Origin of the sequence: Pseudomonas linyingensis (assembly GCF_900109175.1) — a bacterium.
Classification (GTDB): Bacteria; Pseudomonadota; Gammaproteobacteria; order Pseudomonadales; family Pseudomonadaceae; genus Geopseudomonas; species Geopseudomonas linyingensis.
In genome coordinates this window covers 66,004-88,581 of sequence record NZ_FNZE01000019.1, presented here as the reverse complement: position 1 = coordinate 88,581, position 22,578 = coordinate 66,004, and the positions used below count along the sequence as shown (strand labels likewise).

Genomic DNA, 22,578 nt, shown 5'->3' with positions numbered 1-22,578 from the left:
GTTGAGCTAACCAGTACTAATTGCCCGTGAGGCTTGACCATATAACACCCAAACAATTTGTTGTTTGCGTGTGACAGGCCGAAAGCTTGCAAGAACGCGTAAAATTACCGAAGATACACCGATATCACATACCCAATTAGGGGAAGCGACTCAAAACGATTCCCCAACAAATTGCTTGACGACCATAGAGCGTTGGAACCACCTGATCCCATCCCGAACTCAGCAGTGAAACGACGCATCGCCGATGGTAGTGTGGAGCTTCTCCATGTGAGAGTAGGTCATCGTCAAGCACCTATACAGAAACCCCGATCAGCACATGCTGGTCGGGGTTTCGGCTTTTCGGCGCGGGAGTTGCTCTACGCTCTGCGGGGCGCCCCTGCTCTAATCTCGAGCTCGTCTGCTCTCTCTGTTCATTCTATTGTCGCCACCACACGCTGCACCAAAATGACTTGCAACACGGATATCATTGGCGAAGATGGCCTGTACCAACAACCGGCACGCAGGGAGAACCAACTTGGCTGGAAGTAGCTTGCTCGCATTGATTGATGACATTGCGACTATTTTAGATGACGTTTCAGTGATGACCAAGGTGGCAGCCAAGAAGACGGCTGGAGTGCTCGGTGATGATCTGGCCTTGAATGCCCAGCAGGTTACCGGGGTCGCTGCAGACCGGGAGCTGTCAGTAGTATGGGCAGTGGCCAAGGGCTCGTTTCTCAACAAGCTGATTTTGGTTCCTGCCGCTCTGTTGATCAGTACGCTTGCCCCTTGGGCTATTACTCCGCTGTTGATGTTGGGAGGCGCTTTCCTGTGTTTCGAGGGCTTCGAGAAGCTGGCTCACAAGTTTCTGCACAGCAAGGTGGAGGAGGATGCCGACCATGCCCGTCAGCTTGCGGCACTGAGCGATCCCGCTGTCGATATGGTGACGTTTGAGCGGGACAAGATCAAAGGTGCAGTACGTACGGACTTCATTCTCTCTGCGGAGATCATCGCCATTACCTTGGGGGCGGTGGCCGCGGCCGCCTTCATGCAGCAGGTGTTGGTACTATCCGTAATCGCCATCGTGATGACGGTCGGCGTCTATGGTCTGGTGGCCGGAATCGTGAAGCTGGACGATCTCGGGCTGCATCTCTGTCAGCGGGATTCGCGTCTGGCGAAACGCTTCGGCGGCATGATCCTCAGCGTCGCACCATACCTAATGAAGGGGCTTTCGGTCGTGGGTACTGCGGCCATGTTCATGGTCGGTGGCGCCATCCTGACCCACGGTATCCCCATAGTGCATCATGCCATTGAGCAGTTGGCTCATGCGGGGGGCGCAGGAACCGCTATAGGGGGAGTGCTTCAGGCGCTGGTTCCGACGCTGCTCAATGCCGCCTTCGGCGTAGTAGCCGGTGGTGTGGTGGTGGCAGGGGTTGCCCTATTCGGTAAGGTGCGGGGTAAGCTCGGCTTGGCTGAGTAGTCGCCTTTCGCGTGGAATAGGGCAGGGCGGTTCGTGGCTCTCTCCCCTCCCTTTAGTCCAGAGCGTCGAGTAGCCGAGTGTAAACCTGCAGGTCAGCGCTGGAAAAACAGCAGAACACCACCGACTCGATGGTGGGAAGCGCCGGCAGAGTTGCCCGCACGGTATCCACAGCTATGGCCGCGGCCTGCGCGAAGGGATAGCCGAAGATGCCGGTACTGATGCTCGGGAAGGCTACGCTACGAGCGCCTGCCGCAGCTGCGACCTCAAGGGCGCGACGGTAGCAGGAGGCCAGCAACTCCGCCTCCTGCTGTTGCCCTCCGTGCCAGACAGGGCCGACCGTGTGCACGACGTAACGGGCGGGCAGGCGATAGCCTGGCGTGAGTTTGGCATCGCCACTATCGCAACCGCCAAGGCGACGGCATGCATCAACAAGCTTCGCTCCCCCGGCTCGCAATATGGCTCCGGAAACACCTCCGCCGCCAAGTAGCGACGGATTGGCCGCGTTGACGATGGCGTCGACCGCGAGCGTGGTAATGTCGGCCTGGATGGCGTGCAGCTGTGCTGGCATGGGATAAAGACCTGGCAAGTCGCAAGCATGACTCTCACGTTAGATGATCGCTCGCGGACTTGCCTGGTGCATCATCGGCCGTGTTGCTCTGTTGCTGCCTGCTCCGCGCGTTGCTGCTGAAGTCGCCACATTTGCGCGTATTGCCCGCCCAGGGCCAGCAGCTGCGGGTGGCTGCCGCGCTCGACGATGCGCCCATCATTCATTACCAGTATCTGGTCGGCGTTCATCACCGTGGACAGACGATGGGCGATCACCAGGGTGGTGCGGCCGAGCTGGATGTGATCCAGTTCGGCCTGGATGGTGCGCTCCGACTGTGAGTCCAGCGCCGAGGTGGCCTCATCGAATATCAGGATGCTGGGGTTCTTGAGAATCGCTCGGGCGATGGCTACGCGCTGCTTCTCGCCACCGGAGAGCTTCAGGCCGCGCTCGCCGACCGGAGTTTCGTAGCCATCAGGCAAACTCTGCACGAAGTCGTGGATATGCGCGGCGCGAGCCGCGGCCTCGACTTCCTCACGACTGGCGCCCGGGTGGCCATAAAGGATGTTGTAGTAAATGCTCTCGTTGAACAGCACGGTGTCCTGCGGAACGATGGCGATGGCGCTGCGTACCGAGGCTTGGGTCAGCTGACGCAGGTCGTGACCGGCTATCGTTATACGGCCGCCATCCACGTCGTAGAAGCGGTACAGCAGTCGGGCCAAGGTGGATTTACCGCAACCGGAGTGACCGACCACGGCCACGGTGCCGCCGGCGGGAATTTCGAAATCCACGTCATGCAGTATCTGTCGGCGCGGGTCATAGCCAAATTGCACGCTCTCGAAGCGCACCTGCGGCTGGCCGGGAACCAGTTGCCGGGCGTCCGGGGCGTCTTGCACATCCTGACGCTCGTCGAGCAGGCCGAACAGGCGCTCCATGTTGGTCAGCGCCTGCTTCACCTCGCGGTACATCATGCCAAGCAGGAACAGTGGCGCGGAAAGCTGCAGCAGATAGGCGTTGACCAGCACCAGATCCCCGACCGTGAGGCTGCCGGCAACGACCCCGTCGGCGGCCAGCCACATCATTGCGGTGACACCGAGGGACACGACTGCCGCCTGGCCGAGATTGAGGAGCGCCAGGCTGGTGGTGGCCTTGACCTTGGCATTCTCCAGGCTGCGCAGGTTTTCGTCGTAGCGCGTTGCTTCGTGTTCCTCGTTGTTGAAGTACTTGACGGTCTCGTAGTTGAGTAGCGAGTCGACCGCACGTTCGTTGGCGCGAGTATCGGCTTCCACCGCCGCACGATAGTAGCGGGTGCGCCATTCGGTGATGGCAAAGGTCCATATCCCGTAAGCCAGCAGGGTGCCGAGGGTGATGGCGGCGAAACGCCAGTCGTAGGCCCACACCAGCACACCAGTGACCAGCAGTACCTCCAGAAGGATCGGAATGATCGAGTAGAGGGTCCAGTCGAGTAGGTCGGCAATCGCACTGCCGCCTCGTTCCACATCGCGAGCGACGCCGCCGGTGCGCCGGCCGAGGTGGAATTTCAGGCTGAGACCGTGCAGGTGACGGAACACCCGGAGGGTAACCTGACGCGAGGTGCGCGCCATGACCCGGGCGAATACCACCTGACGCAGTTCGGTGAACAGGGTGACGCCGATGCGTGCAGCGCCGTAGGCCAGAAGCAGGCCGACCGGCAGCATCATGAGGCTGGGTTCTACATTGAGACCGTCGACGATATGCTTGAGGACGATCGGTACCAGCAGGTTGAGCAGCTTGGCCGCGAACACCAGGCCTAGGGCCAGAAGAATGCGTCCGAGGTAGGGGCGCAGATAGGGCAGAAGGTCTGCGACCACGGCGAAATCGCCGCGCACCGGCTCGGCACGCTTGACCGCTGCAGTGTCGGCTTGTTCGTTGGTATTGCTGGACGCCATGCTCATCAGATCCTTGTATGCCTCGCCAGGCAGGTTGGCGTGATATGTCGATGTATTGGCTGCCTATGCTGGTCCGGCTGTGGCCGCCATGCAACGGGGAAGCGAAGTATCTTCGGGCGGGTGAGCTGCGGCGGAGTTGGTTTGCCGGGCGGGACGGGGCTATGGGGCTGATTTACCAATGATCACGGGTTTTGCGGGGGCTCTCACGGATATCGCTGCAGCGACCGGGCAGGATTCGTACCCAGAATGTCAGGCATGGAGGTCTGGGAATGAATGTAAGTGAAGTTCGGGCTGGAGCGCCTGGCGGTATGTCATCCGAGTCGGCTTGGGAGGCAGGCTATCAGCAGGGTTTCCGCGACGGTCATGTAGCGTCAGAGGCGACGGATCTCACGCAGCTTGCTGGGGTCGAGAAGCTGCTCCAGCAGGTGCTGGCAGAAAAGTCGGAGCTCGGCGCGCGCTTGCAGGCGCTGGGCGAGCAACTGGCCGTGCATGACCAAGCGGTCAGTGCCGATTTCAAGAAGGGTATTGATGACCTGCAGCGGCGAGCGGCTTGTGCCGAGCTGGAAAGTGAAGCCTTGAAGCGGGATCTGGCAGCGTTGGATGACAAGTTGACCCAGCGATCGAAACAGTATGTGGAGCAATGCTGGCAGTTCAATCGCAGCCGGGTATTCATGGATGCGACCCGTAAGGTGTTGGAGGCTTTGCTGCAGGAGGGGGCGACTGAGTCGAGGAGAATCCGCGAGTTGTTTGCGCAGAAATATGCCGAGCAGGTCCAGCGGGCGCAGTTGAAGGGTTTGGTCAAGGTCGCGCCGGAAACGAGCCCGGAGTTTGCCGAGGCTATGCCGTCCACGCGCAAATTCATCATGGACATGCTAGGGGCACTTCCGAGTCGGTAAGGCCGTGTGGCATTGGCGGCGGGCTGTAGCATTTCGCCTAATCTACAGTGGAACTGGGTTGACCTGAGATAGTCCAATTGGATCTTTGGAAGGAGAGTCCAATGTTCAAGCGAGCATTTTCCCGTCGGTTGGCCGCTTTGCTGGCAGCATCCCATCTGCTGCTGGTTCAAGTACCGCTAGCCCAGGCGGCGATGATCGATACCCCGGAGGTCCTGCACGCGCAGCAACAGCAGGTCGATCGCCAACAATTGCTGGCCATGCTGGATGATCAGGGGGTGCAGGACAAGCTGGTGACGCTGGGCGTGGAGCGCGAGCAGGTCGAGCAGCGTATCCAAGGCCTTACCAATGCCGAGCTGGCTCAGTTCAACCAGCAGCTCAGCGAGGCGCCGGCTGGCGGCATCATTGGTGTCATCGTGCTGTTCCTGGTGATTTTCATCATCACTGACATGTTGTGCGCGACCGATATCTTCAGCTTCGTCAAGTGCATCAATTGATGAGGCGGCAGGCTTTATGCCTGTTGCTGGCTGGTTTGCTTCTCGGTGGTTGTGCCTCGGTGCCGCCGTTGTCGTCACAGGCCGAGCTGCTGCCGGAGCGGGTCGAGCTCAGCGAGGTGTCGTTCTTCCCCCAGGCCGAGTACCAGTGTGGTCCGGCCGCACTGGCGACCATGCTCAACCAGCGTGGTGTGAGTACCACGCCGGGGCTGCTCAAGGATCGGGTGTTTCTTCCCGGTCGCGACGGCAGCCTGCAGGTTGAGTTGGTGGCGGCCGCGCGCGACCATGATCTGCTGGTCTACCCGTTGGCGCCTGGTCTGGAAGTCCTGCTCGCCGAGGTAGCGGCCGGTAATCCGGTGCTGGTGCTGCAGAATCTGGCCTTCGACTGGTATCCGCGCTGGCACTTTGCCGTGCTGGTGGGCTATGACCGCAGGAAGCAGCAGTTGATCCTCCGCTCGGGCACCACGCGGCGCTGGGTGACCGACTTTGCCAGTTTCGATGCGACCTGGGCGCGTGGTGGGCGCTGGGCGGTTCTCACGCTGCCGCCAGACAAGTTGCCGGCTCGGGCCGAGTTGCGCCCCTGGCTAACGGCCGCCAGCGATCTCGAGCAGACCGGGCATGTCGATGCGGCGGGGCGCGCCTACGAGGCGGCTGTGCGCCATTGGCCCCGTGAGGGCGTAGCTTGGTTTGCACTGGGCAATGCCCGTTATGCGGCGCGGGATTTTGACGGCGCGCAGCTTGCGCTCAAACAGGCCGTTACAGTCGAACCCACGCTGGCTCCAGGCTGGGCCAATCTGGCTCATGTGCTGGCCGACCAGGGTTGTGCGGTCCCGGCCGGGCAGGCTCAGCAATGTTCTCGCGCGCTGGTTCCGGAGGAGTCGCGATTTCGCGAGGCGTTGCCGGCAGCTACGCGGGCGGGGGCGTGTACGGTACTTCCTGCGTGTCCGCTGTAGCGATCAACCCTGAAGCAGCACGGCCCCAAAGGATGTCGTTGCTGCTTTGGCGGGACTGCTCAGACACCCAGGCGGTCGCGCAGCTGGTAATACCCGGCGCCGAGAGCGGTGAGCGGGATGCGGAACAAGCGGCCGCCGGGGAAGGGGTAGTGCGGCAGGCCAGCGAAGGCGTCGAAGCGCTCGGCCTGGCCGCGCAGTGCCTCTGCCAGCACCTTGCCGGCCAGATGAGTATAGGTTACGCCGTGACCACTGCAGCCCTGCGAATAGTAGATGTTGTCGCCGATGCGCCCTACCTGAGGCAGGCGCGACAGAGTCAGCAGGAAATTGCCGGTCCAGGCGAAGTCGATTTTGACGTTCTGCAGTTGCGGGAAGGTATTGAGCAGCTTCGGCCGGATGATGGCTTCGATGTTGGCCGGATCGCGTGCGCCGTAGGTCACGCCCCCGCCGTAGATCAGGCGTCGGTCGGCCGAGAGGCGGTAGTAGTCGAGCAGGTAGTTGCAGTCCTCGACACAGTAGTCCTGTGGCAGTAGCGAGAGGGCCAGCTCCTCGCTCAACGGCTCGGTAGCGATGACCTGGCTGCCACAGGGCATCGACTTGGCGGCCAGCTCCGGCAACAGGTTGCCCAGATAGGCGTTGCCGGCCACCACCAGAAACTTGGCGCGGACCCGGCCCTGCGAAGTGTGCGCCACCGGGGTGGTGCCGCGCTCGATGCGCACGACCGGCGATTGCTCGTGAATCACTCCGCCCAGTGACTCCACCGCCGCCGCCTCACCGAGAGCGAGGTTTAGCGGATGGATATGTCCGCCGGTGTGGTCGAGCAGTCCGCCGACGTAGTTGTCGCAGGCTACCACCCGACGGATAGCCTGACGATCGAGCAGTTCCAGTTGGGTGTGGCCGTAGCGCTCCCACAATCGCTTCTGTGCTTCCAGATGCTCCATCTGCCTGGAGGTGAACGCGGCGAACACCCCGCCGTTCTTCAGGTCGCACTGGATGTTGTAGCGTTCGATCCGCTCGCGGATGACCCGGCCACCCTCGAAGGCCATCTGCCCCATCAACGCGGCGGCCTGTGAGTTGGTATTGCGCTCGATCACGTCGATGTCGCGGCTATAACTGTTGACGATCTGTCCGCCGTTGCGACCTGAGGCGCCGAAGCCGACCTGCGCCGCCTCGAGCACGGTGACCCGAAAGCCGTTCTCCAGCAGGAACAGGGCAGTGGACAGGCCGGTATAGCCGGCACCGATGACGCATACATCAGTTTCGTGCTCGCCGATCAGGGGCGGGCGTTGCGGTGCCGGGTTGGCGGAAAAGGCGTAGTAGGATTGCGGATAGGGGGTGTACGCCATTTTGCAACCTCTGTTGTATATCCTTTACGTGTGATTCGATCCTACGCGGGATTTTTCCGGGCTGCCAGCGAGACGAAAGACCGCTGAGATCTGGAATACGCCAAAAGATGGTGTTTTTTCAGTAGGTTAGCCAAAAAAGTGTTGACGGGTGAGCGGCTGCTCCGTAGTATTTCGGCCCACTGCAGGCGCATAGCTCAGTTGGTTAGAGCACCACCTTGACATGGTGGGGGTCGTTGGTTCGAGTCCAATTGCGCCTACCAAATTGCAGGCACATAGCTCAGTTGGTTAGAGCACCACCTTGACATGGTGGGGGTCGTTGGTTCGAGTCCAATTGTGCCTACCAAATAACAGAAAAGCCGGTCATTTTGACCGGCTTTTCTGTTTTCTGCTTCCGGGAAATTGGCGCGGCGAGGTTGTTCAGGTGGAGCCAGTGGTTTGGCGGCTGTCGGATTACGAACTGAAGGGGCTCGAGCAGGGCTCGGGGCCTTCGCTGTTGCTGGTGCATGGCTCGCTATGTGACTACCGCTTCTGGTCGGCGCAGATTCCGGTGCTGGCTGAGCGCTATCGGGTGCTGGCGGTCAGTCTTCGGCATTGCTATCCGGAGCATTGGAATGGCGAAGGTAAGGGCTTTTCCACGCTGCAGCATGTCGCTGATCTGGTCGAGTTGATCGAGCGCCAGGGCGAGCCGATGCATGTGCTGGGTCACTCTCGGGGCGGCAATATTGCGCTGCGCTTGGCGGCGCAACGGCCGGATCTGGTGCGCTCGCTGCTGCTGGCCGATCCGGGTGGGGACTTTGCTCCCGAGCTGTTCGAGGCGGCCGACCTGCTGGCGCCAGTCGCGGCGGGCGAGCGCAATCAGTTCCGCCTGGAGGCTTTACGCCTGATCCGTGCCGATCAGCCTGAGGCTGGTCTGGAGTTGTTCGTCGATACGGTCAGTGGTGCCGGGATCTGGCGGCGCTCCTCGGCCCGCTTCCGGCACATGGCGCTGGACAATGTCTTCACTCTGGTGGGGCAGGTTGCTGACCGGCCGGAGCCGGTGACGCCCGCCCTGCTGGCTGAAATCCGCTGCCCGGCACTGTTGCTGGGCGGTGAGCGCAGCCCGCAGCCGTTTCCGGTGGTGTTGCAGATGCTCGAGCGGCATCTGGCGGGGGCGCAGCGTGCGATCCTGCCGGGGGTTTCCCATGGCATGAATGTGCAGCGCCCGGCGTTGTTCAATCGTCTGGTCGGCGAGTTTCTCGACGCTCTGTAGGTTGCGCGTGCGGGCGCTTTGCCTTGCGCCGGGCGGGGTTTTCTGAAACGATGGCGGGCTTATTTTCCAGTGATCTCCGCCTGTGTGCCGGGAAGGCCGAATCGGTCCTGCCATCGTAAGGCAGTTTTCCCGCCGGGCGCCGTTTACTGGCTCATCCCACCCCACGTGGCCTTTGGTAGGGGTCACCACTGAGAGAGGAGGCGCCATGCCCATCGTTACTCTTCCCGACGGCAGTCAGCGTTCATTCGAGCAACCGGTCAGTGTGGCCGAGGTTGCGCAATCCATCGGTGCCGGTCTGGCCAAGGCCGCGCTGGCCGGCAAGGTCGACGGTCAACTGGTGGACACCTCGTACGTCATCGAGGAGGATGCCGCGCTGTCGATCATCACTGCGCGGGATGCGGAGGGTGTCGAGGTGCTGCGCCACTCCTGTGCCCATCTGATGGCCATGGCCGTGCAGGAGCTGTTCCCCGGTACCCAGGTCACCATCGGCCCGGTCATCAACGACGGCTTCTATTACGACTTCGATTGCGAGCGTCCCTTCACCAGTGAGGATCTCGAGAGGATCGAGGCGAAGATGTACGAGCTGGCCAAGGCCGACCATCAGGTCAGTCGCTCGCTGATGTCGCGCGAAGAGGCGGTGGCCTTCTTCGACAGGCTGGGTGAGAAGTACAAGGTCGAGATCATCGAGGCGATTCCTGGTGATCAGCAGCTGTCCTTCTACCGGCAGGGTGGCTTCATCGACCTGTGCCGTGGCCCGCACGTGCCCTCGACCGGCAAGCTGCAGGCCTTCAAGCTGATGAAGGTGGCCGGTGCCTACTGGCGTGGCGACTCGAAGAACAAGATGCTGCAGCGCATCTACGGCACCTGCTGGGGCAACAAACAGGACCTCAAGGATCACCTGCATCGTCTGGAAGAGGCGGAAAAGCGCGATCACCGCAAGATTGGCAAGCGCCTGGATCTGTTCCACACCCAGGAAGAAGCGCCCGGCATGGTGTTCTGGCACCCCAATGGCTGGACCCTGTACCAGGTGCTCGAGCAGTACATGCGCCGTATCCAGCGCCAGAACGGCTACCTGGAAATCAAGACGCCGCAGGTGGTCGATCGCGTGCTGTGGGAGAAGTCCGGTCACTGGGCCAACTACGGCGACCTGATGTTCACCACCGAGTCGGAAAGCCGTGACTACGCGGTCAAGCCGATGAACTGCCCGTGCCACGTGCAGGTGTTCAATCAGGGGCTGAAGAGCTACCGTGAACTGCCGCTGCGTCTGGCTGAGTTCGGTGCCTGTCACCGCAACGAGCCGTCCGGCTCGCTGCACGGCATCATGCGCGTGCGCGGCTTCGTGCAGGACGACGCGCACATCTTCTGCACCGAGGGGCAGATGCAGGATGAGGCTGCGGCCTTCATCAAACTGACCCTGGATGTGTACTCCGACTTCGGCTTCAAGGACATCCAGCTCAAGCTGTCGACCCGTCCGGAGAAGCGCGTCGGCTCCGATGACCTGTGGGATCGCGCCGAGGCTGCCCTGCAGTCCGCGTTGGACAACGCTGGCCTGCCGTGGGAGCTGCAGCCGGGCGAGGGCGCCTTCTACGGTCCGAAGATCGAGTTCTCGCTGAAGGATTGCCTGGGGCGGGTCTGGCAGTGCGGTACCCTGCAGCTCGACTTCAATCTGCCGATCCGCCTCGGGGCCGAGTACGTCAGTGAGGATAATAGCCGCAAGCACCCGGTGATGCTGCACCGTGCCGTGCTCGGTTCCTTCGAGCGTTTCATCGGGATCCTCATCGAGCACTACGAGGGTTCCTTCCCGGCCTGGCTAGCGCCGACCCAGGCGGTGGTGCTGAATATCACCGACAAGCAGGGCGAATTTGCCGCGCAGGTGGCCAAAGAGCTGGAAGAAAACGGCTATCGTGCCAAAGCCGACTTGAGAAACGAGAAGATCGGCTTTAAAATCCGTGAGCATACTTTGCTCAAGGTTCCCTATCTGCTGGTTATTGGGGATCGCGAAGTCGAATCGCAAACCGTCGCCGTGCGTACGCGCGACGGTCAGGATCTGGGCTCGATGACCGTCAGCGAGTTCCAGGATCTGCTGGTCCAGGCCGTTTCCCGGCGTGGTCGGTAACAGAACGGAGTAATCACTATTAAGCAGCGCGACATGAGACAAGACAGGCGAGTACAGGCCCGTCCGCCGATCAATGAAAACATCACGGCCCGCGAGGTTCGCCTGATCGGCGCTGATGGCCAGCAGGTTGGTGTGGTTTCCATTGCCGAAGCCATCCAGGCCGCTGAAGAGGCCAAGCTCGATCTGGTTGAGATTGTTGCTGATGCGGTTCCGCCGGTATGTCGGATCATGGACTACGGCAAGCACCTGTTCGAGAAGAAGAAGCAGGCTGCCGAGGCGAAGAAGAACCAGAAGCAGTCGCAGGTTAAAGAAGTAAAGTTTCGTCCAGGGACGGAAGAAGGGGATTACCAGGTAAAACTACGCAACCTGGTACGTTTCCTTGTCGACGGGGACAGGGCCAAGGTATCGCTTCGATTCCGTGGTCGTGAGATGGCCCACCAGGAGCTGGGCATGGAGCTGTTGAAGCGGGTCGAAAACGACCTCGCCGAATACGGCTCCGTTGAGCAGCATCCGAAGATGGAAGGACGCCAGCTGATCATGGTCATCGCCCCGAAAAAGAGAAAGTAACCACCAGGGCACTGGCAGGCCTTGCGGTTATGCGTAATCACTGAATGCGGAGTACTAAACATGCCAAAGATGAAAACCAAGAGCGGTGCCAAGAAGCGCTTCAAGCCGACTGCAAACGGCTTCAAGCACAAGCACGCTTTCAAGAGCCACATCCTGACCAAGATGACTACCAAGCGTAAGCGTCAGCTGCGCGGCACCTCGCTGATGCATGCATCCGACGTTGCCAAAGTAGAGCGCATGCTGCGCGTTCGTTGATCTGGTCAAGATAATCAAGAGGTTACAACATGGCTCGTGTTAAGCGTGGCGTCATCGCCCGTCGTCGTCACAAGAAGATTCTGAAGCTCGCCAAAGGCTACTACGGTGCACGCTCGCGCGTGTTCCGCGTTGCCAAGCAGGCGGTAATCAAGGCAGGCCAGTACGCCTACCGCGACCGCCGTCAGAAGAAGCGTCAGTTCCGCGCTCTGTGGATCGCCCGTATCAATGCGGGTGCGCGCGTCAACGGTCTGTCCTACAGCCGTCTGATCGCGGGTCTGAAGAAGGCCTCCATCGAGATCGACCGCAAGGTTCTGGCCGATCTGGCAGTGAACGAAAAAGCGGCGTTTGCTGCGATTGTCGAGAAAGCCAAAGCCGTTCTGGCCTAAGCCCCACGACAATCATCGGACCTTCTGGTCCGGGCAACGTCACCAATAGGGGAAGGGCCTTTGTGCCCTTCCCCTATTTTGTATCTGGAGTTTGTACATGGAAAACCTGGATGCGCTGGTCTCCCAAGCCCTGGAGGCCGTGCGACACACCGAAGATGTGAATGCCCTGGAGCAGCTCCGGGTTCATTACCTTGGCAAGAAGGGCGAGCTGACCCAGCTCATGCAGACCCTGGGCAAGCTCTCCGCCGAGGAGCGTCCGCAGGCGGGCGCCCTGATCAATGCCGCCAAGACCAGCGTTCAGGATGCCCTCAATGCGCGCAAGGCCGACCTCGAGTCCGCAGCGCTGGCAGCCAAGCTGGCGGCCGAACGCATCGACGTGACCCTGCCCGGTCGCGGCCAGGCCTCCGGCGGCCTGCACCCGGTGACTCGCACCCTTGAGCGCGTCGAGCAGTTCTTCACCCATATCGGCTACAACGTCGCCGAAGGTCCGGAAGTCGAAGACGACCACCACAACTTCGAGGCGCTCAACATCCCCGGCCACCACCCGGCCCGGGCGATGCACGACACCTTCTATTTCAATGCCAACATGCTGCTGCGTACCCACACCTCGCCGGTCCAGGTGCGCACCATGGAGTCGACCCAGCCGCCGATCCGCATCGTCTGCCCTGGCCGCGTGTACCGCTGCGACTCCGATATCACCCACTCGCCGATGTTCCACCAGGTCGAAGGTCTGCTGGTCGACGAGAACATCAGCTTTGCCGACCTCAAGGGCACCATCGAGGAGTTCCTCCGCGTGTTCTTCGAGAAGCCTCTGGGCGTGCGCTTCCGTCCGTCGTTCTTCCCCTTCACCGAGCCGTCGGCCGAAGTCGACATGCAGTGCGTGATGTGCAACGGCAAGGGCTGCCGCGTGTGCAAGCAGACCGGCTGGCTGGAAGTCATGGGCTGCGGCATGGTCCACCCGAACGTGCTGCGCATGTCCGGCATCGACCCCGAAAAGTACTCCGGCTTCGCCTTCGGCATGGGCGTCGAGCGTCTGGCCATGCTGCGTTACGGCGTCAACGACTTGCGTCTGTTCTTCGACAACGACCTGCGCTTCCTTGCGCAATTCCGCTAGGTCGACCGGTCAACGAGATTTCAGGAGAACAGAATGAAATTCAGCGAACAATGGCTGCGTACCTGGGTTAACCCGCAGGTTGCGCGCGATGAACTGGTGGCCCGCCTGTCCATGGCCGGCCTCGAGGTGGACAGCGTCACCCCGGCAGCCGGCGCATTCAGAGGCGTGGTGGTCGGCGAGATCCTTGCCACCGAGCAGCACCCGGACGCCGACAAGCTGCGCGTCTGCCAGGTGAGCAACGGCAGCGAAACCTTCCAGGTGGTCTGCGGTGCGCCCAATGCCCGCCCGGGTATCAGGATCCCCTTCGCCATGATCGGCGCGGTGCTGGGCGAGGACTTCAAGATCAAGAAGGCCAAGCTGCGCGGCGTCGAGTCCTTCGGCATGCTCTGCTCGGCCGCCGAACTGCAGATCAGCGAAGAAAACGACGGCCTGCTCGAGCTGGCCGCCGATGCGCCGGTGGGCGAGGACATTCGCAGCTACCTCAACCTCGACGATGCCAGCATCGAGGTCGACCTGACCCCCAACCGCGGCGACTGCCTGTCGGTTGTCGGTCTGGCCCGTGAAGTTGGTGCTCTGTACGATGCTCCGGTGACCCGCCCGGTCATTGCCGCGGTAGCGGCGGTGCATGACGAAGTGCGCAACGTCGAAGTGCTGGCCAGCCAGGCCTGCCCGCGCTACCTCGGCCGGGTGATCCGCAACGTCGACCTGTCGCGCCCGACTCCGCTGTGGATGGTCGAGCGTCTGCGCCGTTCCGACGTGCGCGCCATCGACCCGGCAGTCGACGTGACCAACTACGTGATGCTTGAGCTGGGCCAGCCGATGCATGCCTTCGATCTTGCCGAGATCAAGGGCGGCATCCGCGTGCGCATGGCGGAGGCTGGCGAGAAGCTGGTGCTGCTGGACGGCCAGGAAGTGACCCTGCGCCCCGACACCCTGGTGATCGCCGACCACGAGCGCGCCCTGGCTATCGCCGGTGTGATGGGGGGCGAGCACAGTGGCGTCGCCGCCAACACCCGCGACCTGTTCCTCGAGAGCGCCTTCTTCGACACCATCGCCATCGCCGGCAAGGCCCGCTCGTACGGCCTGCACACCGATGCCTCGCACCGTTTCGAACGTGGCGTCGACTCGCAGCTGGCCCGCGAGGCCATGGAGCGCGCCACCGCGCTGCTGCTGGAAATTGTCGGCGGCGAGCCGGGTCCGATCGTCGAGGCGGTCAGCGCCGCCGATCTGCCGCGGCTAGCTCCCGTCACCCTGCGTGCCGAGCGCATCGAGCAGATGCTCGGTCTCGAGCTGCCGGCTGCCGAAGTCGAGCGTCTGCTCGTCGCGTTGGGCCTCAAGGTCGCTGCCAATGGGGCAGGGCAGTGGCAGGTGGAAATCCCCAGCCACCGCTTCGACCTGTCCATCGAGGTGGACCTGATCGAGGAGCTGGCCCGTCTGTACGGCTACAACCGTCTGCCGGTGCGCTACCCGCAGGCCCGCCTGGCGCCGCAGCCGCAGAGCGAGGCGCGCGCCGAGCTCGGCCAGCTGCGCCGTCTGCTGGTCGCCCGTGGCTACCAGGAAGCTATCACCTTCAGCTTCATCGATCCCAAGTGGTTCGAGCTGTTCCACCCGGGCGTGCAGCCGCTGACCCTGGCCAACCCGATCTCCGCCGACTTGGCCGCCATGCGCGCCTCGCTGTGGCCGGGACTGGTCAAGGCGTTGCAGCACAACCTCAACCGCCAGCAGGCTCGTGTACGCCTGTTCGAGTCCGGCCTGCGCTTCGTCGGCCAGCTCGACGAGCTCAAGCAGGAAGCCATGCTCGCCGGCGTACTCTGTGGTAGCCGTCTGCCGGAAGCCTGGGCCAACGGTCGCGAAGCCGTGGACTTCTACGACCTTAAAGCTGATGTCGAGGCGCTGCTGAACTACGCCGGTGCCGGCGCCGCCTTCAGTTTCGTTCCGGGCGAGCACCCGGCTCTGCATCCGGGACAGACCGCGCGCATCGAGCGCGACGGCCAGCTGGTCGGCTTCATGGGGGCGCTGCATCCGGAGCTGGCCAAGACCCTGGGTCTGGATCAGCCGGTGTTCCTCTTCGAGCTGGTGCTGGCCGAAGTCGCTGCCGGTCGTCTACCGCAGTTTCGCGAGTTGTCGCGCTTCCCCGAAGTGCGCCGTGACTTGGCGCTGCTGGTGAGTCGCGAGGTGTCGGCCGAAAGCATGCTGGCCGAGATTCGCGCCCAGGCGGGCGAATACCTCACCGACCTGAGGCTGTTCGACGTCTATCAGGGCAAAGGTATTGATCCGCTTAGCAAAAGTCTGGCAGTCGGCTTGACCTGGCAGCATCCATCGCGCACTCTTAACGATGAAGAAGTCAATGAAAACCTGCAAAGAATCATTGCTTCACTGGGAGAAAGGTTCCAAGCCACGTTAAGGAAGTAGCGTATGAAGGCCCTGACGAAAGCCGAGATCGCCGAACGCCTCCATGAGGAGTTGGGCCTGAACAAGCGTGAAGCCAAGGAGCTGGTCGAGCTGTTCTTCGAGGAAATTCGTCAGGCGTTGGAGCACAACGAGCAGGTCAAGTTGTCCGGTTTCGGCAACTTCGACCTGCGCGACAAGCGCCAGCGGCCGGGACGCAATCCCAAGACGGGCGAGGAAATCCCCATCACCGCTCGTCGCGTGGTGACCTTCCGACCTGGGCAGAAGCTCAAGGCGCGAGTCGAGGCCCATGTCGAACCTGAATCCAAGCCATAACGACGAGCTGCCACCGATTCCCGGTAGACGCTATTTCACCATTGGTGAAGTGAGCGAGCTGTGTTCGGTCAAGCCGCATGTGCTGCGCTACTGGGAGCAGGAGTTTCCTCAGCTCAATCCGGTCAAGCGCGCGGGTAATCGCCGCTACTATCAGCAGCAGGATGTGCTGATGATCCGCCAGATCCGGGCACTCCTCTACGAGCAGGGTTTCACCATCGGTGGTGCGCGTCAGCGGCTGTCCAGCGAGGATGTGCGGGATGACAGCACCCCGTACCGCCAACTGATCAGGCAAATGATTGTCGAGCTGGAGGATGTGCTGCGGGTCCTCCGCAGACCACTGTGAATCTCCAAAAAAACTTCCACAATTCAGAAGCTTAGTGTATAGTCCACTTCGTTTCCAGATGTTTGGAAACATGTCGGGGCGTAGCGCAGCCCGGTAGCGCACTTGCATGGGGTGCAAGGGGTCGAGTGTTCGAATCACTCCGTCCCGACCAAAATACCCTAAAAAGCCCAAGCACTTACAGTGCTTGGGCTTTTTTTATGCCTGTTGTGTTTGCTATGGTCAAAAAATAACCGGCCTGGCTACCAATTGGTTGCCAATTGAGATTGGTTGCCTCGAGCGACGTTTGTCGCCCCCATGGTCATCCGGTCCAGCATGCCCTACTGGATCGAACCTCTCCATCACATCGCTTTTACTCGCCAAAGCTGTGATCCGCACGGCGTAGCTCTTGCCCATTCCCTTCGCATCCTCCATTCGGGGGCGTTGGTACTCGGGCAGGGTATTGAGTACCGCGCCCATCGCCACAGGTTGTGGTGAGCGGCGTGTCCGACGAGCGCATGGCCAACTACAAACTACAAGGCGGGGCTGCGGTTGGTACGCTTCTTCGATTCGCTGCCGATGAATACATCGAACAAGGTGCTGAAGGGGACGTTGAGGGGAGGGGGCTGACTCACTCACTACCGACCGGGGCAGCCGCAGCTGCGCCGGTCGTTGGTATGCGTTCACAGCTCGGTTGCAGCTGTTTTCGCCCGTGTCGCGAAGGGCAGAAGTCAGCCCAGAGTAGTCAACCGGTCTGTGTAAGGGTCATTAATTGGTGCACCCGGAAGTCTCCGGATACAGGTAAACAAGTCCATGTTTTACTCCCTTGGAGTCCTCATAGGTCATGGCTGCTGGAATGACTCCGCAGAACTTCTCTTCAGGAGGGAAGTACTCCATCTTGACCACTTTTGAAATGTCCAAGGGCATTCCGTATTGATACTCTTTGAATTCAGGTGTTTGCACGTCCTTGACCCCCTTCATCACGACCAGCGGGGGCGCAGGGTCGGTTTCGGCGGTGACCACGGATACAGCTGAAACAGCTGAAATCATGGCTATGGCACAGCACAGCTGCACTGGCCGTCTATTCAGAATCTTCATGAGATACCTCCTGAAAGCAGGAATCGGGCTCCATGATGACTATTCAGTGCAGGGTGCCGGGCTCGATATCAGCCAGCAAGTAGCCCTACAGAAGTTCCGTTAGTCGTAACGTTAGCAGACTCAATTTGTCATGCTTTCGTAGGCGTGCCCGTTCGTCCGCTTCTGCCCGATCCTTGCCAGCCGCGCGCACATGCGACATGCGACGCCGGGGGCTTGCTGCAATGGTCTTCTCGCCACAGACGGTGGACGGCGCATTCGGCTAGAATCCCCGCCCCCTTGACTCGCCCGCAAAGATCACGCCGTGCCCGCTTCCCGCCGTTTCGCTCTGCTCACGTTGCTGCCATGCCTGCTCTCCAGCCCCGCCGGGTGGGCCGCCGATCTGTTTATGGACAGCGACGAACTGCCCGAAGTGCTCACCGCCACCCGCCTCAAACAATCGCCGGCGGCGGTACCGGGCAGTGTCACGGTGCTCGATCGGGGGCTGATCCAGGCCAGCGGCGCGCGCGATATTCCCGAGCTGCTGCGTCTGGTGCCGGGGATGATGGTTGGCTACAGCGGCTACGCCAAGGGCAATCTGGCCACGGTCAACTATCACGGCAGCCGGGCCACCGAGGCGCGCCGTCTGCAGGTGCTGGTCGACGGCCGCTCGGTGTATCGCCCCGGTCTCGCCACCGTGGACTGGGGCGACATCCCGCTGGCCATCGAGGACATCGAGCGCATCGAGGTGTTCCGCGGCCCCAACACCGTCAGCTACGGCGCCAACGCCCTGATGGGGGTGATCAGCATCACCAGCCGTCGCCCGGTCGACAGTCAGGGCACCCGCCTGAAGTACACCCGCGGCGAGCGCGGCGTCGACGACTGGTACGCCAGCGAGGGCTTTCGCGCCGGCAGTGGTGATTTTCGCCTGTCGCTGTCCGGGCAGGAGGACAACGGCTTCCACCACACCGACTGGGGCGAGAAGTACCGCGACAGCCGGCGCAGCACGCGCATGCAGCTGAGCGCCAGCCACAGCCTGACAGACAGCCAGACCCTGGACTGGCAACTGGCGGCCAAGGAGGGCAGCAACCAGCGCAACTACGATTTCGAAGACGAACCGATGTTGGAAAACATTGTCGAGCCGGGCGACATCGACAAGGATGTCACCGCACGCGACTTTGCCGGCTCGCTGCGCTGGAATGTCGACCTCGACCCGGGGCACAGCGTGCAGGTGCAGATGTATGCGCAGCGCTGGGAGCGCCGCCAGAGCTGGCGGACCTGCGATGTCGCGCTGGCCTTCGATCCCGACGTGGCCCGGCTGTTCGCCATGAACCCCGAATATGCCTCGGACGTCGCGGATTACCTCGATATCGGCGAGGAACTCGACTTCAGGGTGCCGTCTCCGCCGCCCGGCACCGCGGAAGAAGAGGTGCTGGGCTTCGCTATCATGAACAAGTTCTACGACGACCCAACGACGCGCAACGCGGTGTGCGGCGACACCAACCAGGACATCGATGAGACCCGCTACGACCTGGAAGTGCAGGACACCCTCAGCCTGACCGACAACCTGCGCCTGCTCAGCGGCATCGGCTATCGCCACGACCGCAGCGACTCGCAGACCTACTTCAACGGCCGCATCAGCAACGACATCGGCCGGCTGTTCGGCCACCTGGAGTGGTATCTGACCGAGCACATCGTGCTGCAGGGGGGCGCGATGTACGAAAGCGACAAGCTCAGCGGCGAAACGCTGACGCCGCGGGTGGCGCTCAACTATCTGATCACCCCGCGCCACGGCCTGCGTTTCGTCTACTCGGAGGCCATTCGCTCGCCGGACATGCAGGAGAACAATGTCGACTGGCGCTACCGGCTGAGCAATGTGACCGGCCTCGCCGGGCGTGACTCCGCCTATGGCTTTGCCTACGCCACCGGCCCGGGCGATCTCGACCAGGAGATCATGCGTTCGCGGGAAATCGGCTACAACGGCCACTTCGATTTCGGCCTGAGCGTCGACATCAAGGTGTTCAACGACGAACTCCACCGCATGATCAGCGAGCCGCTGGACGTCCAGGACTTCCGCCCCACCAACAGCAACTGGATGTGGTTCCGCGGCGCCGAGACCGAGATCGACTGGCAGCTCGGCATGCGCGATCGCCTGCGCCTGACCTACGCCTATGTCGACTTCGATGCCTCGCACAAGAGCGACCGCCGCCTGACCGCGCGCTACAGCGGCTCCGGCGGTTGGATGCGCGACTGGGGGCGAGGCTGGTCGAGCGGGCTCTTCTATTACGGCGCCGACCTGCTCAACGAGCGTCGCTTCGAGCGGCTCGACCTGCGCCTGGCCAAGCGCTTCAGCCTGGGCAGTACCGAGCTCGAGCTGGCGGGCGTGCTGCAGCAGCGGCTGGATGATGAAGCGCTGACCTGGCGGGAAAACCTCTACGACGACCGCCGACAGGTTTACTTCAGCGCACAGGTGGCGTTCTAGAGCGGTCGCTACGGGAGCAGGCGGTGGCGGATGCCCTGCAAATCGTTAACCTGAGAGTAACGATCAGCCTCCTTGCTTGATTGAACGCCCCCCTGCCAAAACCCTACCGTGACTCCACGACAGCGGAACCTCGTGGAGTAGCCATGACAACAACAATTTCCCCCCCGCCGCAGTGGTCGCGCCGGCGCAGCGAGAAGCAGCGCCGCCTCGCCCAGGTGCGCCATCTGGCCGACGGTGTGGTCCTGCCGACCGACAAGATCGTCGCCGCCCTGGAAGCGCTGATCGCCCCCGGTGATCGCGTGGTGCTGGAAGGCAACAACCAGAAGCAGGCCGACTTCCTCTCCCGCTCGCTGGCCAAGGCCGATCCGGGCAAGCTGCACGACCTGCACATGCTGATGCCCAGCGTCAGCCGCAGCGAGCATCTCGACCTGTTCGAGCGCGGCATCGCCCGCAAGCTCGACTTCTCCTTCGCCGGCCCGCAGAGCCTGCGCATCGGCCAGCTGATGGAGGACGGCCTGCTCGAGGTCGGTGCCATCCACACCTACATCGAGCTGTACTCGCGCCTGCTGGTCGACCTGATCCCCAACGTCGCCCTGGTCGCCGGCTTCAAGGCTGACCGCGCGGGCAACATCTACACCGGGCCGAGCACCGAGGACACCCCGGCGCTGGTCGAGGCGGCGGCGTTCAGCGACGGCATCGTCATCGTCCAGGTCAACGAGATCGTCGACGACGTGCGCGACCTGCCGCGCGTGGACATCCCGGCCAGCTGGGTCGACTTCGTGGTGCAGGCCGACAAGCCGTTCTACATCGAGCCGCTGTTCACCCGCGATCCGCGCCACATCAAGCCGGTGCACGTGCTGATGGCGATGATGGCGATTCGCGGCATCTACGAGAAGCACAAGGTGCAGTCGCTCAACCACGGCATCGGCTTCAACACCGCGGCCATCGAGCTGATCCTGCCGACCTACGGCGAGCGCCTCGGCCTCAAGGGCAAGATCTGCCGCAACTGGACCCTCAACCCGCATCCGACCCTGATCCCGGCCATCGAGACCGGCTGGGTGGAGAGCGTGCACTGCTTCGGCACCGAGCTGGGCATGGAGAACTACGTGGCGGCGCGCCCGGACGTGTTCTTCACCGGCCGCGACGGCTCCCTGCGCTCCAACCGCATGATGTGCCAGCTGGCCGGCCAGTACGCGGTCGACCTGTTCATCGGCGCCACCCTGCAGGTGGACGGCGACGGCCATTCCTCCACCGTCACCCGCGGCCGCCTGGCCGGCTTCGGCGGCGCGCCGAACATGGGCCACGACCCGCGCGGCCGCCGCCACGCCACCCCGGCGTGGCTGGACATGACCACGCCGGTGACGATGCTCGAGCGCGGCAGGAAGCTGGTGGTGCAGATGGTCGAGACCTACCAGGAGGGTGGCAAACCCACCTTCGTCGAGCAGCTCGACGCGGTGGAGGTGGCGCGCAAGGTCGGCATGCCGCTGGCGCCGGTGATGATCTACGGCGACGACGTCACCCACCTGCTCACCGAGGAGGGCATCGCCTACCTGTACAAGGCGCGCTCGCTGGAGGAGCGCCAGGCGATGATCGCCGCGGTGGCCGGGGTCACCAGCATCGGCCTGCGCCACGATCCGAAGGACACCGAGCGCATGCGCCGCGAGGGGCTGATCGCCCTGCCGGAGGACTTGGGCATCCGCCGCACCGACGCCAGCCGCGAACTGCTCGCCGCCAAGAGCATCGCCGAGCTGGTCGACTGGTCCGGCGGCCTCTACAACCCGCCCGCCAAGTTCAGGAGCTGGTGATGAACGCACAAATTGCCGTTCGCCCGCGCCTGAGCGTGGCCGAGCAGCTCGCCGATCTCGCCGTCGAGGCGCTGATCGACGAGGCCGAACTGTCGCCCAAGCCGGCGCTGGTCGACCGCCGCGGCAGCGGCGCCCACCTCGACCTGAGCCTGGAGCTGATGCACGCCTCGGCCTGTTCGCTGTGGTCTACCTTCCACGCCATGGCCGCCGCCGGCCAGGCCGCCGGACAGGTAGATGTAGCCCTGCGCGAGACCCTCGGTCGCCTCGGCCGCGACGGCGAGGCGCAGATGCTCGCGGTCACCGGCGGGGTCAATACCCACCGCGGGGCGATCTGGGCGCTGGGCCTCTTGGTCACCGCCGCCGCCCAGGTCGACCGCCCCGCCATTGGCGCGGTGGCCCTGCGCGCCGCGCGCCTGGCCTGCCTGAAGGATCGCCATGTGCCGGCGCGTGCGCCAAGCAACGGCGAGCGGGTGCGCCAGCGCTACGGCGTCGGCGGCGCCCGCGCCGAGGCGCAGGCCGGCTTCCCCGGCGCGCTGCACCACGGCCTGCCGCAGCTGCAGCGCAGCCGCGCCGCCGGCGCCGGGGAGAGCCACGCCCGGCTGGATGCACTGCTGGCGATCATGGCCCGGCTCGACGACACCTGCGTGCTGCATCGCGCTGGCGTCGAGGGGCTGTCCTGCATGCAGGACGGCGCCCGCGCGGTGCTGGAGGCGGGCGGCAGCGCCAGCCTGGCCGGCCGCCGCCGGCTCAAGGATCTCGAGTGCCATCTATTGAGGCTGAATGCCTCGCCCGGCGGTGCAGCCGATCTGCTCGCCGTGACTTTATTCCTCGACCGCCTGGAGCCGACGCTCCGGGCGCAGATTGGGAGCCTGTGAA

20 protein-coding genes, 3 tRNA genes and 1 rRNA gene are annotated in these 22,578 nt (G+C 62.8%); 20 read left to right on the top strand and 4 right to left on the bottom strand.

The window, feature by feature from the left end; all coding sequences use genetic code 11:
* The first annotated feature begins 174 nt into the window (after positions 1-174).
* Positions 175-290, top strand: a 5S ribosomal RNA gene (gene rrf, locus BMZ19_RS19190).
* A 224-nt stretch (positions 291-514) separates the two neighbouring features.
* On the top strand, positions 515-1,456 hold the full coding sequence (locus tag BMZ19_RS19185; RefSeq protein WP_090313189.1) for a DUF808 domain-containing protein: 942 nt from the start codon (positions 515-517) through the stop codon (positions 1,454-1,456).
* Positions 1,457-1,508: 52 nt separating this feature from the next.
* On the opposite strand, the gene BMZ19_RS19180 is transcribed toward BMZ19_RS19185, so the two are convergent.
* Together BMZ19_RS19180 and BMZ19_RS19175 are read right to left on the bottom strand one after the other, a co-directional pair.
* The gene (locus BMZ19_RS19180) at positions 1,509-2,024 is read right to left on the bottom strand and encodes an O-acetyl-ADP-ribose deacetylase (RefSeq protein WP_090313188.1); all 516 of its coding nucleotides are present in this window, start codon (positions 2,022-2,024) and stop codon (positions 1,509-1,511) included.
* A gap of 71 nt (positions 2,025-2,095) precedes the next feature.
* A complete protein-coding gene (locus BMZ19_RS19175) occupies positions 2,096-3,928 on the bottom strand; it encodes an ABCB family ABC transporter ATP-binding protein/permease (RefSeq protein ID WP_244517284.1) in 1,833 nt (610 codons plus the stop codon).
* Positions 3,929-4,197: 269 nt separating this feature from the next.
* Here BMZ19_RS19175 and BMZ19_RS19170 point away from each other — a divergent pair, with 269 nt between their 5' ends.
* The 3 genes from BMZ19_RS19170 (at position 4,198) to BMZ19_RS19160 (ending at position 6,268) form a co-directional block, all read left to right on the top strand.
* On the top strand, positions 4,198-4,824 hold the full coding sequence (locus tag BMZ19_RS19170; RefSeq protein ID WP_139214712.1) for a hypothetical protein: 627 nt from the start codon (positions 4,198-4,200) through the stop codon (positions 4,822-4,824).
* Positions 4,825-4,925: 101 nt separating this feature from the next.
* Positions 4,926-5,318, top strand: a complete 393-nt coding sequence (locus BMZ19_RS19165; protein ID WP_090313185.1) for a PA2779 family protein — start codon at positions 4,926-4,928, stop codon at positions 5,316-5,318.
* The gene (locus BMZ19_RS19160; RefSeq protein WP_090313184.1) at positions 5,318-6,268 is read left to right on the top strand and encodes a PA2778 family cysteine peptidase; all 951 of its coding nucleotides are present in this window, start codon (positions 5,318-5,320) and stop codon (positions 6,266-6,268) included. Before BMZ19_RS19165 ends, BMZ19_RS19160 begins: the two co-directional genes overlap by 1 nt.
* 59 nt (positions 6,269-6,327) lie before the next feature.
* On the opposite strand, the gene BMZ19_RS19155 is transcribed toward BMZ19_RS19160, so the two are convergent.
* The gene (locus BMZ19_RS19155; RefSeq protein ID WP_090313183.1) at positions 6,328-7,611 is read right to left on the bottom strand and encodes an NAD(P)/FAD-dependent oxidoreductase; all 1,284 of its coding nucleotides are present in this window, start codon (positions 7,609-7,611) and stop codon (positions 6,328-6,330) included.
* 183 nt (positions 7,612-7,794) lie between these two features.
* Here BMZ19_RS19155 and BMZ19_RS19150 point away from each other — a divergent pair.
* The 12 genes from BMZ19_RS19150 to BMZ19_RS19095 all read left to right on the top strand — a co-directional run bounded on the left by BMZ19_RS19150 (position 7,795) and on the right by BMZ19_RS19095 (position 16,516).
* Positions 7,795-7,871, top strand: a tRNA-Val gene (locus BMZ19_RS19150).
* 6 nt (positions 7,872-7,877) lie between these two features.
* A tRNA-Val gene (locus BMZ19_RS19145) sits at positions 7,878-7,954 on the top strand.
* Between the two features lie 78 nt (positions 7,955-8,032).
* The gene (locus BMZ19_RS19140; RefSeq protein WP_090313182.1) at positions 8,033-8,860 is read left to right on the top strand and encodes an alpha/beta fold hydrolase; all 828 of its coding nucleotides are present in this window, start codon (positions 8,033-8,035) and stop codon (positions 8,858-8,860) included.
* Between the two features lie 205 nt (positions 8,861-9,065).
* Positions 9,066-10,976, top strand: a complete 1,911-nt coding sequence (gene thrS / locus BMZ19_RS19135) for a threonine--tRNA ligase (RefSeq protein ID WP_090313181.1) — start codon at positions 9,066-9,068, stop codon at positions 10,974-10,976.
* A gap of 33 nt (positions 10,977-11,009) precedes the next feature.
* Positions 11,010-11,543, top strand: coding sequence for a translation initiation factor IF-3 (gene infC / locus BMZ19_RS19130; protein ID WP_090313180.1), 534 nt, complete (start codon positions 11,010-11,012; stop codon positions 11,541-11,543).
* A gap of 60 nt (positions 11,544-11,603) precedes the next feature.
* A complete protein-coding gene (gene rpmI, locus BMZ19_RS19125; RefSeq protein WP_090215844.1) occupies positions 11,604-11,798 on the top strand; it encodes a 50S ribosomal protein L35 in 195 nt (64 codons plus the stop codon).
* Between the two features lie 29 nt (positions 11,799-11,827).
* Positions 11,828-12,184, top strand: coding sequence for a 50S ribosomal protein L20 (rplT, locus tag BMZ19_RS19120; RefSeq protein WP_090313179.1), 357 nt, complete (start codon positions 11,828-11,830; stop codon positions 12,182-12,184).
* Positions 12,185-12,281: 97 nt separating this feature from the next.
* Positions 12,282-13,298, top strand: coding sequence for a phenylalanine--tRNA ligase subunit alpha (pheS, locus tag BMZ19_RS19115; protein ID WP_090313178.1), 1,017 nt, complete (start codon positions 12,282-12,284; stop codon positions 13,296-13,298).
* 33 nt (positions 13,299-13,331) lie between these two features.
* Positions 13,332-15,710, top strand: a complete 2,379-nt coding sequence (pheT, locus tag BMZ19_RS19110; protein ID WP_090313177.1) for a phenylalanine--tRNA ligase subunit beta — start codon at positions 13,332-13,334, stop codon at positions 15,708-15,710.
* Between the two features lie 3 nt (positions 15,711-15,713).
* Positions 15,714-16,022: an integration host factor subunit alpha gene (ihfA, locus tag BMZ19_RS19105; RefSeq protein WP_090313176.1), complete on the top strand. Its 309-nt coding sequence runs from the start codon at positions 15,714-15,716 to the stop codon at positions 16,020-16,022.
* Positions 15,997-16,365, top strand: coding sequence for a MerR family transcriptional regulator (locus tag BMZ19_RS19100; protein ID WP_090313175.1), 369 nt, complete (start codon positions 15,997-15,999; stop codon positions 16,363-16,365). Before ihfA ends, BMZ19_RS19100 begins: the two co-directional genes overlap by 26 nt.
* 74 nt (positions 16,366-16,439) lie before the next feature.
* A tRNA-Pro gene (locus tag BMZ19_RS19095) sits at positions 16,440-16,516 on the top strand.
* 593 nt (positions 16,517-17,109) lie between these two features.
* Here the strand turns inward: BMZ19_RS19095 and BMZ19_RS19090 are convergent.
* The gene (locus BMZ19_RS19090; RefSeq protein WP_244517282.1) at positions 17,110-17,439 is read right to left on the bottom strand and encodes a DUF2790 domain-containing protein; all 330 of its coding nucleotides are present in this window, start codon (positions 17,437-17,439) and stop codon (positions 17,110-17,112) included.
* A gap of 301 nt (positions 17,440-17,740) precedes the next feature.
* Here BMZ19_RS19090 and BMZ19_RS19085 point away from each other — a divergent pair, with 301 nt between their 5' ends.
* The 3 genes from BMZ19_RS19085 to BMZ19_RS19075 all read left to right on the top strand — a co-directional run bounded on the left by BMZ19_RS19085 (position 17,741) and on the right by BMZ19_RS19075 (position 22,577).
* Positions 17,741-19,897, top strand: a complete 2,157-nt coding sequence (locus BMZ19_RS19085) for a TonB-dependent receptor plug domain-containing protein (protein WP_170847811.1) — start codon at positions 17,741-17,743, stop codon at positions 19,895-19,897.
* 143 nt (positions 19,898-20,040) lie between these two features.
* The gene (gene mdcA, locus BMZ19_RS19080; RefSeq protein WP_090313173.1) at positions 20,041-21,702 is read left to right on the top strand and encodes a malonate decarboxylase subunit alpha; all 1,662 of its coding nucleotides are present in this window, start codon (positions 20,041-20,043) and stop codon (positions 21,700-21,702) included.
* The gene (locus tag BMZ19_RS19075) at positions 21,702-22,577 is read left to right on the top strand and encodes a triphosphoribosyl-dephospho-CoA synthase (protein ID WP_090313172.1); all 876 of its coding nucleotides are present in this window, start codon (positions 21,702-21,704) and stop codon (positions 22,575-22,577) included. The genes mdcA and BMZ19_RS19075 overlap by 1 nt, the downstream gene beginning before the upstream one ends.
* Position 22,578: the final 1 nt, after the last annotated feature.

Excerpts from the sequence above, each read along its gene's own strand:
- BMZ19_RS19180 (WP_090313188.1), bottom strand. The coding sequence starts at position 2,024 with ATGCCAGCACAGCTGCACGCCATCCAGGCCGACATTACCACGCTCGCG.
- BMZ19_RS19175 (WP_244517284.1), bottom strand. The coding sequence starts at position 3,928 with ATGGCGTCCAGCAATACCAACGAACAAGCCGACACTGCAGCGGTCAAG.
- BMZ19_RS19170 (WP_139214712.1), top strand. The coding sequence starts at position 4,198 with ATGAATGTAAGTGAAGTTCGGGCTGGAGCGCCTGGCGGTATGTCATCC.
- BMZ19_RS19165 (WP_090313185.1), top strand. The coding sequence starts at position 4,926 with ATGTTCAAGCGAGCATTTTCCCGTCGGTTGGCCGCTTTGCTGGCAGCA.
- BMZ19_RS19160 (WP_090313184.1), top strand. The coding sequence starts at position 5,318 with ATGAGGCGGCAGGCTTTATGCCTGTTGCTGGCTGGTTTGCTTCTCGGT.
- BMZ19_RS19155 (WP_090313183.1), bottom strand. The coding sequence starts at position 7,611 with ATGGCGTACACCCCCTATCCGCAATCCTACTACGCCTTTTCCGCCAAC.
- thrS (WP_090313181.1), top strand. The coding sequence starts at position 9,066 with ATGCCCATCGTTACTCTTCCCGACGGCAGTCAGCGTTCATTCGAGCAA.
- infC (WP_090313180.1), top strand. The coding sequence starts at position 11,010 with ATGAGACAAGACAGGCGAGTACAGGCCCGTCCGCCGATCAATGAAAAC.
- rpmI (WP_090215844.1), top strand. The coding sequence starts at position 11,604 with ATGCCAAAGATGAAAACCAAGAGCGGTGCCAAGAAGCGCTTCAAGCCG.
- rplT (WP_090313179.1), top strand. The coding sequence starts at position 11,828 with ATGGCTCGTGTTAAGCGTGGCGTCATCGCCCGTCGTCGTCACAAGAAG.
- pheS (WP_090313178.1), top strand. The coding sequence starts at position 12,282 with ATGGAAAACCTGGATGCGCTGGTCTCCCAAGCCCTGGAGGCCGTGCGA.
- pheT (WP_090313177.1), top strand. The coding sequence starts at position 13,332 with ATGAAATTCAGCGAACAATGGCTGCGTACCTGGGTTAACCCGCAGGTT.
- ihfA (WP_090313176.1), top strand. The coding sequence starts at position 15,714 with ATGAAGGCCCTGACGAAAGCCGAGATCGCCGAACGCCTCCATGAGGAG.
- BMZ19_RS19100 (WP_090313175.1), top strand. The coding sequence starts at position 15,997 with ATGTCGAACCTGAATCCAAGCCATAACGACGAGCTGCCACCGATTCCC.
- BMZ19_RS19090 (WP_244517282.1), bottom strand. The coding sequence starts at position 17,439 with ATGAAGATTCTGAATAGACGGCCAGTGCAGCTGTGCTGTGCCATAGCC.
- mdcA (WP_090313173.1), top strand. The coding sequence starts at position 20,041 with ATGACAACAACAATTTCCCCCCCGCCGCAGTGGTCGCGCCGGCGCAGC.
- BMZ19_RS19075 (WP_090313172.1), top strand. The coding sequence starts at position 21,702 with ATGAACGCACAAATTGCCGTTCGCCCGCGCCTGAGCGTGGCCGAGCAG.